Here is a 13,178-nt window from a genome sequence, read left to right on the forward strand (position 1 = left end):
ACTCCCAGGGGTGCCAATTCAGTTTTATACTAAAGCAAGGAACCGAAGGAACATGCCAGGTACAGCCGAACTTTTACCTGTGGGAACCCAGGATCTTGGTGTATTACCTCGCAAGGGGCGGGAAGATTATTTACCCGAGATCGAGTGGCATGACCAGCACAAAAGGCATGCCCTAATCAAACCCGATGAAAACAATGAATACACGATCACAGAAAGCCTGATAAAGGCCAGTTCCCATTGTGCGCTTTATGACAATCAAACGAAAATTTTAGAATGGCATTATGGAGAGGATGGCCGTTTAATTGTGCAATCCTATACTGAAAAGCAGGTGAATTTATTTGCTGCGCTTAAAGTTAAAGAATGTTTGATTAAAGCCCAAGGTCCTTTATTTTTCAAAGGAAAATTAGATAGTGACGCTACTGTCGCTATTGATGCAGACGCTTTATGGTTGGCTGATGCGGTTACCTCTGAAGGCACTATTGTTTTAAACACACGTCAAGGAGTCGGCCTTTTAGCACCGGTTAACGGGCAGCACTTGGTAATTAATGCCTCATACATTCACCAAGAAGCGGACCTCCAACTTTCAGGACAATTGGATGTCTCTACGCAATGCTTTAAACAAGATGCTTCTGTTAAAACCTCGGTAACCTCGTTACGCTTTATTGCTGCCCAATGTGAGATGAGAGGCGAGCTAACAGTTAACAGGGAGTGCTTTTTGACCTCGACTATCCTGGTTTGGGGACATGAAACAGCACAGTCTACTTTCCGTTTCTCTGGTGATAATCATATCCATGCCCGCTACTTGCAACTACACGGAGACACGCAGGCCCGTATCGGGAATTTAGAAGGAAATAAAGAAGGGAGCTTTATTGTTGACCAGGAATTACTGGTTGATGAAATTGCTGTTGCTCATTTTTTTAATACGAAATGTTCTATCAATAAAACGGATAACCAGGGTGAACTCTTATTCGATCAATGCAGCGCGGAAACCCAATTTGTTAAACAAAGCGGGACATTCGACGCACACCAATCCCTGTTAACTGTTGCTGGCGAGTTTACACAACATAACCACGCATTCACGGAACTAAAAAATTGTGTTTTTAATGCCTCCCTGACCAATGTGTGTGGTGGTGAGTTTTTTGTAAGCGACACTGCGTACAAAGGTCAATTTTGCAAGGTATATGCTGGTTTTTTGGCACTTCAAAATCGATCCGAGATTGAAATTGAAAAACTATTTTTAGCCAGGGAGGCTCGTTCAATAGTTCATGATTGTAATGTTAAAGCGCATCATTCTATCGAAGCATCAGGAGAACTGTCTTTTGAAAGCACTGATGTAGAAACAACCTACTTAAAAACTATAAATGGGAAGTTTACCAGTAAGAAGTCAACTATAAATGCTGATGCCCTCGTGCAATTAAGAGGTGTTACCGAATTAGCGGAGTCACATATTGTAGGAAAGACAATGACTCTGGATGGTGAGTTGTCAATTAATAAAGCCCAATTGAATGCGGATTCATTAAAAATAATATCTCAAAAAGCAACCATAAACTTATTATTTTCTCATTCAGGGTACCTTCAATTGCAGGGCAGCGAGAATGCAGAACAAGTTGTTTTTAAAGGATGTGGGTTAACCACTCAATTACTTTCTTGCCTGGATCACATCACTTTTGACTCGTCTACTTTTTATGGTGTTTCTGAGAAAAAAATCATTCATGATTTGCGAGCCCATTTAAAACTCTATAATGCAAAATTTATTACGGAAGATCATATAAGAAATTATATGAATGGTGAGATTGAGTTAGAGAACAGCAGTATTATGAAGGTGCGGCTGTTGCATTCGCAAGGGGCTATGAAGGCTAAGGATTCGCAGTTATTTTGCAACATTTTATGGCAGGAGAATGCGACTCTTAAGCTTGAGTCAAGCGCTGTTGAGATCAAGGATGAACTTCGAACAAAAGCCAGTAAACTCGAGTTAAATGAAGGCTCTGTAGTATTGACAACATCAGCTCAATTGAGAGAACGTTCTGAGCTTAGCCTGAACGAAGGTAGTACGCTGGTTGCTCATTCTGAGCTTGTTAATAGTTCAGACTCAACGGTTATCAGTACTGGTTCAAGAGTTTTTGCCAAAAAATTTAAAGCGTTTGGACGCACCGAATTGTGCTCCAGTCTTTTATCTACAGAAGAGCTATCTATTTATGACGGCTTTGCAGCTAACTCTATGTCAGAGGTTACTGTAGATGGCTTGATTGTTATTGCTTTAGAAGGTCATGCCCGGCTGGAAAATTCAGCAGTAGCTGCAGATACTCTTACAACCTTTGGCAGGATGGATGTAAGTAATTCTGCCTTGGTAACTAAAGAGGACGTACAGGTTTTTTCCTCTGCGACGTTAACCTTGGAGGGGCGGTCAAAGGTAGAAGCTGAAAACATGCTCGTCAGGGGTACTTTGGATGTTCAGGATAAACCCGAAGTAGATAGTGGGAAACAGCAAGAAAAAACCATTTCTTTAATTAAGGTGAATAAAGAATTACATGCTGCTGAGGCTGCTACGATAAAAGGGACCTCTGATTTATTGATTGAAGCTGAAAAATATGTGCATTCAGGCACTACAAATTTTACTGGGAAACTGAGCGTAACCGGAGGAATGCTGACTAATCATGGTTCCTGGGAGGCACGTAGCCTTTATCTGGGATTGGATGATCAAGTACGCAATTTTGGCTCTTTCTCTGCCGAAAATATGACGACTCACAGCAATTTTCTTAATTTAATGGGGCAGGTTTATGCCAGAAAATCATTATCCGTAGCGGGTTTTTATGGCGTTAATTCTGGTCTAATTGCAGCTAATAATTATTCAAACTCTACATTATTGTCAGTTAATGGTGGATTAGTACTTCCTAACTTCTCGGCAGATCCTCAGCATCTTTTTACATGGGGTAATTTTGCAGCAGTAGGCAAAATAGCCTTGACCACCCTGTTTCCCGGATACAGTAATGCGGTTAACCTGGGATTTATGGGCTTAGGGCTTTGGTACAACGAGCCGTCTCTTTATAACAGAGCTAAAGATTTTAATTTGGATAGCATGACTAAAGACTTTAATTGGAAGCGGTATAGGAGCATGCGTCGACATGAGTTGATGGCAGAGCTTTGCCAGCTTAAAGGTCTTGCTTCAACTGCATATAGTGCTTTTAATATGGCTTACTCAATTCCTGGTGAATTATCCAGTTTGAGTAAAGATTATCCTGCTATGAAAAGGGTTTTTGATCTCGAGAGTTACTCCTATTCCCATCTCAAATCAGCCGCATCTCAGTTTGATTACCAAAATTTTGGTAAACGTTCTGCAGGTTTTGTTTTAGGTAATTATTTCGATGACTCTTTAATTAGTATCAATTCTGGGGTCAGCCTGGCCCCTACTACCAAGAAAAGAAGTCTCTTTAGCCTTAATACTGGGGCGGAGTGTTCTCTTCTATCACACAATGTCGAGAACCTGGCGTTTTTTAATAGTGGCTGGTCTGGCGGTAGCGAGGCATGTTTCTCAACTCGTTATGCCTATAACACAGGTGATATACAAGGCGTTAATCGGTTTCTCTTTAATGCGGGTAAAACAGTAAACAAAGGAGACATTCGGGGTAATAATGCCTATGTGGCTATTGATCGCCTCACCCAAGAAGGACAGTTTGACTTAAGTAACGGTCAAGCAAGAATAGAGGAATTTAATGATAACAGAGACGCCATAACTGAATATTCTGATATGTGGGTTACTGGCACCAGTTATGGGTCAGAAGGCCATTTTGCTGCTCAAAGAGCCCGATTCATTTATATCGATAAATTTAGAACCTATGAAAATTCTACAGCCAACACCTCCCAGGTTTTTATTGGTGCGCAGGAGTTCTCGCTTGGCGGGCAGTTAGCACATCAGGATGGGCTTGTTATTGAAGCAGATAAAGCGGTTTTAGCAGAAGATTCAATTGTAACTGGCAAACAAACCAGTAAAGACGAGTTATTTGTACCTAAAGCCGAAATTCCCAAGGAACAAACTGCATCAACAGGTGAACAACCCATGTCAGGTACCGATGCAGCTACAGTAGATGTAGAAAAAGAGTTTAAACCCCAACATATTTTGCAAATTCATGCACGTGAAGTGGTATTTGATGGCAAAATGAGCGGCGGGGATTACACGCAAATCCAAGGAAAGACAGCTCAATCGACTGCGTCGACCCAAACCGGTGAAAATAAAGAAACTACGGTTGCCAAGTTTGAAAAAATGACTGTAGAAGAACATGCCGACATTAAACTGACCAATGGATCTATCGAAGGCATAGCCACAGAAAATTCAGGCCAGTTGGAGCTTTCCAAATTCTCTCTAAATATGCATGAGCTGGAACAGAACGCTGTAATGAGGCTTGATGATTGTGTTGGGGAGATTAGTGAAGTCACTGATTCTGTTACTGCGACTACTGCTATAGAAGGCTATTCATCACTAAAGGGTACAAGTTTTGTTTCCGTAGGAGGGCTTACAGCTCAAAGCACCCGTTTTAATTATACCGATGAGTTTGTCACCGGGGAAACGAGCCAATTTAAGACAGATAATGTGCATGTGGCTACCGGTCATTTCGAGGTTGGAGGCAAAGTTGACTATCAAAATGCTTTATCAGTCTCTGCGGAAAGGGCTCATTTAAAAGCCGGTTCTGTAATAAACGGCAAACAGACAGCAGAAGATGAATTATTCGTGGCCAAGGAGGAAACAGCAACACAATCTGGTAATACTCCAGCCCTTGAAAAAGAATTTAAACCGCAAAATACGTTTGCCATAGAAGCCGAAAAAGTAAAGTTGGATGGGGCAATTAAAGGAGGCGATTATACGTCAATCAAAGGTGTACAGGTTGAAAAAGCAGAAGGTGTAGACGCTGTTGTTGAAAAATGTGAGACCCTGGAGGTAGGCGAATCCGCAGATATCGATCTGACCTATGGTTCTATTGCCGCTAAGAGTGGTGATATTTCAGGGCTAGCTCATTTAAAAAATTTTGATGTAACGCTTGATAAAACACGAGTAGACCAGGATGGGCAATTATCACTTGAAAAATCCGCGCTCAAAGGTACCGCATTGACAAATGTGGACGGTACATTAAGCCTGGATAATTCTGTGGTTGCATTGGACGAAATGAATTTAAGTACTCGTGGACGCGAAACCATTAAAGATTCCACCATCACTACCGGGAAGTTAATCGATAACAGTCAATTACTCTATCAAGGTCAAGCAGCCCTCTTTACTGAAAGTTATGAACATGGTGGAAAAGTAACCTTTCTTAGCGCACCTCATGGGGGAAGCAATAATGGCAACCTGTTTTATGTAAAATCCAAAACAGCAGATTTACATGGGGCTTCAGCTATCGATAATGCGGTTTTTGATATTGAGCATTTTGCCCATGCTACGCAATTTACTTCCGGTCTGGGACGATACGGAAACTATGGTGTGACCAGCAATCTTGAATTGGATACGCTGGATTATATGACTCTTAATTCGCCCTTTTATCGTGATTGCAATTTGACTGTAAAAGCCAGCGGCATAACGATGACGGCAGATTACAACAGGGCAAAAGATCTCAGCCTGATTTCCACTGTGGGTGATGTCTCCTTATTAAGCACTATTATTAATAATAATTTGTATGTTAAATCTGCTGGAAGTATTCGAACTAACCATACTCTCTACAGTAATGGACTAGCAAATTTTGAGGCTTCAGGTGGTTTTTATAATTTAGGCGGAACAGTTAACGCTAACACGGTCGCTATTAAAGCCAGCACCATTAAGAACGTCTCTGCAGGCTCTCATGCCGCGTCGGTGGCTTGGGGTGTACCGATGGGGAACGCTGGCATTATTAATGGCCGCACAGATGCCTATCTAGAGGCAACCGCCGCTAATATTGAAAACTACGGCGGGATTATTCGTTCAGGAAATTACACGCAGTTAATTGCCCGGGGAAGTGTCCTTAATCAGTGCAATATAGGTTCTTACCAAGGTGCTTATGATTTGATTACTACCTATAATGGCGGCCTGATTGCTGGTGGTAGCGGCGTGGGCACCAATGGTATTGGTCTTTATATTAAAGCTGACGGCCGAGTTTATTCAGATGCCTCCAATTTCGTAAGTAATGGCGTCAATTATATCGAAGGGGATAAAGGACTTGACTTTGCTGCCCGGCAAGAAACCCATATTTCAAATATCACAACCACTAAAAATTGGTACGGAAAAACTACCCGTCATGTAACCATGACGACTACTGTTACCAACTCTGTGGTTCATTCTGCAATTGGACAGAATATTTTAGTCACTAAGCATGGAGGAGTTAAATCAGTAGCAACCCGTTTCTCATCGCCTGGAGGAACGCAAATTTATGCCCGTGATAATGTTGATTTATATAGTCTAAGGACCGAATCGCGCGATTATCAATCCACGCGCAGTTTGTGGGGGTTATCAAAACACTCCCGATTACAAATTGATCAGGAGTCTACTCCGACCTTATTTATTGATAATGGGGTAACACGTATCCATTCTTCAGACGGCTCTATTGACGCACGCGGCGCTTATTTTACAGGTGCTGGTGATTTAGACTTAAGAGCCCATGGTCGCATTAAGTTTGGCGTGGATATTCTTGACCATGACGTTGTGGAAAAAACACGACGTTTAGGCATCTCGGTACCTGGTATGGGAGCCTGGCAAGCTTGGAGGAGCACTGGTAATTTGATGGATACACTCACTGCTGAAGATGCAACCTTAGCCAAGCTAAATTCCATGCTATCCAGTAACAATACGAGCGAATTATTAGCTAACTCAGCCAACTTGGGTATTAATTTGTATAACACCACAAATGGCATAATGCGCGGTCTTGGAAACGATAACCTGACTAGTGAATTATTAGCACGCTATGGACTTGGAGGAGCCAATGGATTTTCTCCGACCATTACTCTCTCTATGACTGAAAGCAGAACAACAGCCCAATACCAAACGCAAGGGGTAGGTGGTGTTAATCGAGGTGGCGATGTATACCTCGAAGCCAGCGAAGGCATTGACCTGGAAAATGGAGTTCGGGTTCATGCAGGCGGCGATATGGAAGTTAATGCACCTGAGTTGATCGCTAAAGCAGCGGAGTTACATTCCTTTGTTGATCAAAAAACGACAGCCCAAAGCCTCGGGCTCTCTCTGACTGGGGAATTGCAGGATGCGTCTGTCGGATATTCTCACCAAAAGACACAGGCAACCCATTATGTAAATGCCGAGTTATCTGCTAACGGCAATATGGATTTAAATTACCAGGGGGGGGCCATGCATCATGTCAGGCTCGATGGCGGTCGAATTGAGTCACGTACGCTGGATGCCAAAATTGAAAAATTAGATGTGATTGACAAGCAAGACCTGACGGTGACTCAAACTGAATTTGCCAGTGTCAGCCTGTCAGGTCAGGTATCTGCCTATAAAGGTAAAGGGACGTCAGCCATTACTACTGAGCATAGCGGTATCCATGTTATTGACGGGATTAATAACAACGGACATTCCGTTCATGTTGATGAAGCCTCCATGCATGGCGGAGAAATTCTTACGGAGGGTGTCAATACTATTCAAATTGACCGACTAGTTACTGAGCAAGTCGTCGATCACCAATCTTACAGCGGGATTGGCATTAGTCTTAATGTGAATGACTTGCAACGGTTAACAGGTCAAAAAGCAACAAATGAAACAGGTGAACAGGCCATTGCTGTTGCTGAGATGGTTTTTGACCGCATTGACTATAAGGCAGAAAAAACAGCAGTTATTCACGGGACACAAGGTACACAAACGCAGATTAAAGAGTTGGTTGGCGAACTGCATACTGAATCTGTTGATGGAACCAAGGTTATTAAACAGGATGAATTGCATTTAACTTTAGATATTCCTGTTACTAATACTGATTATCTTGAGAAATCCCGTGCCAACATTCAAGCCGGTTTAGATAAAATTTCCATAGCTTTAGGGATAAATGAGATACCTGAAGTTGAGATACCCTTGCTGGATGAAAAAGCGCTGCCTTCAAGAAGAAAGTATGATGATGAGGAAGAAGAGGAGGAAGAAGAAATAGACAATAGTCTTGAAAAAGACAAGATTAGTGAAAGAAAAGAATCCGTTTCTGAACGAGAAAAGAGTGCTGAAGAAAGTATTTCGCTTTCTCCTGTGGAAGAGAAGGCGCTTGTTGAAGCTGCTTTTTCACTTATGCCGAGAGAGAAGCAAGAGCAAATTAAAATACTTGTTTCTGAGCTTGAAAATAAGCGGAAACAAACTGGGAAATTTGATCCAAAGTCCCAGAGGGTTCTTCAACAACAAATCAAGTCTGCCATTCTGCAAGTATTTAAAGCTGCTTCAGAAGATAGTTGGGGTCGGCTCAGTACGCAATTGGGTCCCGGAACTACCGAAAAACTTGGCAAGATTCTTTCGTCTCCTGATGTGGCCTCCAAACTAGGTATAAAAACTTATTTGGGTACTAAAGGCGTATTCATTACGTTTGCCTTCAATCTTGGTTTGAAATCCGTAGATGGTGATAAAGATCTACTTAAAGAAGCAATTACTGATACGGCAGGAGATATTAGTTTTGGTATTTTATTAAGTTATACCGCCGGCTCTTTAGCCGGCCCCATTAATTGGACCTTTGTTGGTTTAGGGATTGCTGATTCATTTTTATATGATGAAAAAGCCGTCGATCAATTATTCAAGGATAGCCTCAGCAGGATGCGTGAAGGCCAAAAATTGCTTGACCAGGGTGCGCTATCAGAAGGTCTTGGCGCGCAGATTACTGCTTCCGCACAACTAAAATTGGCCAGTCAGACCCAGGCCGCTCACTATCTGTTGACATGGCCATCTTATTTCGCAAAGCCTTTTAGTTACGTTTGGGATAAAGTAGCAGGAAAGCGGGAAGTACCTGAGGCTCCCAAAATACCTACCCCCGCACCCAATCGCAATAGTTTCTTTTCCCAAATACCAGGGAGCTCTGCAGGCCAGAAAAAAGAAAATGTTGTAAAGGAAAGTTACTCACAACTGGAAAGACGTTAATGGTGAACTTGAAAAACACAAAGCTAGTTTTGCTATTTTTATTCTTACTAGGGATAAATCACGCCAGCTTTGCCCAATTAACTCCATGGGAAAAGCTCGAGAAACAATATTTAGTCGCAAAGGAACAAGGGCACTTCCAGGAAGCCCTTACGTTTGCGCGCCAGGCTTTTGCGGTAGCTAGGCATAGCGAGCTTAAACAATTCCCCATGAGTTGTCTTTATTTAGGCGCAGCCTATCATGATCAGGGTAACTATAAGCATGCTGAAATGATGTATAACTATGCTTTATCCCTGGGGACAAAGATTTATGGCTCCGATAGCCTTGCAGTTGCTGGAGCAATGGATAGTCTTTCTAAAAATTATTCTGCCCAAGGAAGATATAAAGAGGCAGAGCAGTTTGCTCGCAAAGCGATGAGAATCTTAGGTAAAAAATACGGTAAAAATGGCCGCATGTGGGCTTCACAGCTCGCTAATTTAGGTTGGATTCAAGATGAACAAGGCAATTATTTAAAAGCTGAGGCGCTCTATAAGAAAGCACAAGCACTCTTGGAGAAAAAGCCTGTGCAAAACGTACGTCAACTTGCTACTTTATTAAATAATCTCGCTTCTCTTTATGAAACACAAGGGAAATATGAAATGGCCGAGCAACTTCACCATCAAGTCATACAAATGGTCGAACGAGCTCAAGGGCAAGACCATCCAACGTTAGCTACAAATTTCAATAATCTAGGCTCCCTCTATATTACTCTAGGGCTTTATAGTAAAGCAGAGCCACTTTTGAATCGTGCTTTATTCCTTGAAAAAAAATATTATGGCTCAAAACATATTATGACAGCGGTCACACTCAATGATTTAGGTCTCTTATACACGGAGCAAGGGAATTATCAGAAAGCCATATTAATGTATCAGCGCTCTTTAACAATTGATAAAAAAATAGAGAGGGAGGGACCCGATGTTGCAACTTCTTTAAGTAATCTTGCCAGAGTCTATCGAATTCTCGGGCAGTATCATCAGGCTGAAGAATTTGCTTTGGAAGCTCTAAAAATGGATAAAAAATTCTTACCAGCAAATCATGCTTCCATTGGGCGTGATTTAAATAATCTTGCGAGAATTTATGACGCTCAAGGGCAGGCGGCGAAAGCTGAGGATTTATACCAGCAAGCGGTATTAATTTTAGAAAAAGCCTATGGGACTGAACATCCTGAGGTTGCTACTTCTTTGAATAATCTTGCCACTATGTATGCTGAAAAAAATCAACACCACAAAGCGGAGAAACTTTATCTGCGGGCTATTGCTATCAATGAAAAAAGCTTACCTCCGGAAAGCCCGAATGCGGCTGATGCATTGCATAATCTGGCAGAGCTTTATCTTCGTGAAGGGAAGTACAGCGAAGCGGTAACACTTTCTCAACGGGTAGTTAACTTGAGACAAAAGGCTTTAGGCGTTAATCATCCTGAAGTGGCTGGCAGTTTGAATAATTTGGCACAAGCCTATTCCAAACAATCCTTATACGCCAAAGCAGAACCCCTTTACTTGCAAGCCATAGGCATTGTTGAAAAAACGTTGGGACCCGAACACCCTGATCTGGCTACCTATATGAATAATCTTGCCGAATTATACCGGGCGCAAAAACAGTACGCCAAGGCGAAACCGCTCTTTGAAAAAGCGTTGCTAATCAGTACCCAAAGCTTGGGTGCCAGACATCCCACGGTATTGGCAATTCAGCACAATTTAAAACAATGTAAGGAATGAGTCTATTGGGCCAGGCGATCAGGGGAAAGTTGGCTTAATGACAAAAACCGGGATATGTCGTAGCAAGCTACGGAAGAGTGGTAGACACACCGGGCTTGAGTAATGCTCATCAGTGCTGAAGAAAGTCATATAATAGGGCCTGCGATTTGAAGAACCTCCAAATGCCTACTAATATGACATAAAGTAAGGCACAGGGAGAGTACCATGATTAAAGCCAAAGGATATGCTGCAAAATCCCCTACCAGTTTGCTTGAGCCGTTTGCTTTTGAGCGCCGAACCCCTGGCAGTGAAGATGTACACATTGCCATTCTTTATTGCGGTATCTGCCATTCTGATCTGCATACAGCGCGCAATGAATGGCAAGGTACGGTTTATCCGGTTGTACCTGGTCATGAAATTGTTGGCAAAGTGATCAAGGTTGGGGACAAGGTAACCCAATTTAAAGAAGGTGAAACCGGACATTCCGCAGCATGAAAAAGCTAAAATTAGAATTATCCCCAAGGAATTATCGCATTAGTTAAATTGAGAAAAAGATCAAGCCGATATAAGAAAAAGATCACAGCCCACAAGAGAAGAATCAGGTACCCTTGTCTCCCAAAGACCTATTGGAGAGAAGGATGCTGAATCGAGATACAGTAAGTTCAGAGCAATTGGGGCATTTAGGACTTGTTGCAGCAACGATTAGAGAATTAGGGATAATAGAGAGAATTGATGCACGCCTTGAGTTAAATGAAAAAAAAGGAGGCGTGGTAAGCTATGGTCGTCGAGTAGCGGCGATGGTTATCAATGGGTTGGGTTTTATGAATAGCCGGTTGTATATGACGCCGCATTTTTTCCAAGATAAGCCTGTGGCTCAACTGCTTGGTTCAGAACTAGACGCGGCACACCTGAATGATGACAGTCTTGGTCGCTGCCTGGATAAAATCGCAGAATACGGTGTGACCAGGCTTTATTCGGAATTGGCTTTTGAGATTGCCCGAGAAAAAAATTTACTAAGCCAGAGACTGCATTTAGACAGTACAAGCTTTGTTCTTTACGGCCGCTATGACACAGAAGAGGCCGCGCCCGGGATTGCGCAACCAGACTACGGATATTCCAAAGCGAATCGCTCTGATCTAAAGCAAGTGATGCTGTCACTAGTACAAGGAGGAGCTGCGAATATCCCCTTATGGATGGAGGCCTTAGATGGGAATAGTAGTGATAAAACAAGTTTCCAAGAGACGGTTAGGAGGGTGCAAGCGTTTACACAAAGTATTCATGGGATGCCTGATGGCCTTTGTTTTGTGGTTGATGCCGCCTTTTATGTTCCAGAGCAGTTGGCAAGCCTCAATAACGTGTTTTGGATAACCCGAGTACCTGCACAGCTTAATGAAGCCAAAGTATTGTTGAACAAGCCTTGTGATGCTCTGACCTGGGAGCCGTTTGATGCAAACTATCGTGGAAGTGTTCATGAAACGGTTCTTTATGGTATTCCACAACGCTGGGTTTTGATTGAGTCGCAACAGGCGAGGTTGCGAGAGCTAAAGACTTTTCAGAGGCATTTGGATAAAAAATCTCAAGAGCTCATTAAATCCTTATGGCATCTTGGTCACCAGGTCTTTCAATGTCCTGACGATGCAAAGCAGGCATTAAAACCGCTCATCAAATCACTCAAATACCACCAAATTCATTATGAGATTCTACCTGTTGAACGCCATACAGGGAAAGGTCGCCCAAAACCTGGAGCTCAAAAAATGGTGATTGGATATCAAATACAAGCCTGTCTTTCTACCTGTCTGGAGAGGGTGGGTGCTAAAAAAGAAACACTGGGACGCTTTATTTTGGCCAGTAATCAATGTGATAGCTCGCTATTGAATAATCATGCCATGCTTCAACAATATAAAGAGCAATCCTGTGTCGAATCAAGCTTTAAATTCATGAAAAACAATGCCTTCGAACTGGACTCTTTCTTCCTTAAAACACCTGAGCGAATTACAGCCTTGATGATGGTAATGACGCTTTGTCTCATGGTGTACAATTTTGCTCAAGCTCACATCAGGCAATGCTTAAAGGAGCATGATGAAGCACTTCCCAATCAGCTGGGTAAGCCAGTACAAAATCCCACAATGAAATGGATTGCTGAGCTGATGAACGTGATAGCTGTTGTAACCATCCTGACAAACGATCAAAAACATCGTGTGGTAACTAATCTAAAACCAGTACATCAACAAATCATTTCTTATTTTGGTCAGTATGCTCTTGAAATCTATGGACTTGCCGCAGAATCTGCGCGTGGCACAGGCTTCTCCTGCCTGGCTATTGAACAGAATAATTATAAAAATCGTTTATCTTGGTGCGAAACGTAGGATAAAGATTAC

The 13,178-nt window shown here is 42.4% G+C and carries 4 protein-coding genes; all 4 read left to right on the forward strand.

The annotated features are described in order from the left end of the window. Positions 1 to 52: 52 nt before the first annotated feature. The 4 genes from DYC89_RS15000 (at position 53) to DYC89_RS15015 (ending at position 13,166) form a co-directional block, all read left to right on the forward strand. On the forward strand, positions 53 to 9,070 hold the full coding sequence (locus DYC89_RS15000) for a hypothetical protein (RefSeq protein ID WP_115222518.1): 9,018 nt from the start codon (positions 53 to 55) through the stop codon (positions 9,068 to 9,070). Next, positions 9,070 to 10,821 (forward strand): tetratricopeptide repeat protein, encoded by a 1,752-nt coding sequence (locus tag DYC89_RS15005; RefSeq protein WP_115222519.1) that lies wholly within the window; start codon positions 9,070 to 9,072, stop codon positions 10,819 to 10,821. Before DYC89_RS15000 ends, DYC89_RS15005 begins: the two co-directional genes overlap by 1 nt. 204 nt (positions 10,822 to 11,025) lie before the next feature. Further along, a complete protein-coding gene (locus tag DYC89_RS15010; protein ID WP_115222520.1) occupies positions 11,026 to 11,295 on the forward strand; it encodes an alcohol dehydrogenase catalytic domain-containing protein in 270 nt (89 codons plus the stop codon). Positions 11,296 to 11,438: 143 nt separating this feature from the next. Further along, positions 11,439 to 13,166 carry an IS1634 family transposase gene (locus tag DYC89_RS15015; RefSeq protein WP_115220201.1) on the forward strand — a complete coding sequence of 576 codons (1,728 nt, stop codon included), beginning with the start codon at positions 11,439 to 11,441 and terminating at the stop codon, positions 13,164 to 13,166. The last annotated feature ends 12 nt before the right edge of the window (positions 13,167 to 13,178 follow it).

The sequence above is a fragment of the Legionella donaldsonii genome, from assembly GCF_900452385.1.
In the GTDB taxonomy this organism is placed as follows: domain Bacteria; phylum Pseudomonadota; class Gammaproteobacteria; order Legionellales; family Legionellaceae; genus Tatlockia; species Tatlockia donaldsonii.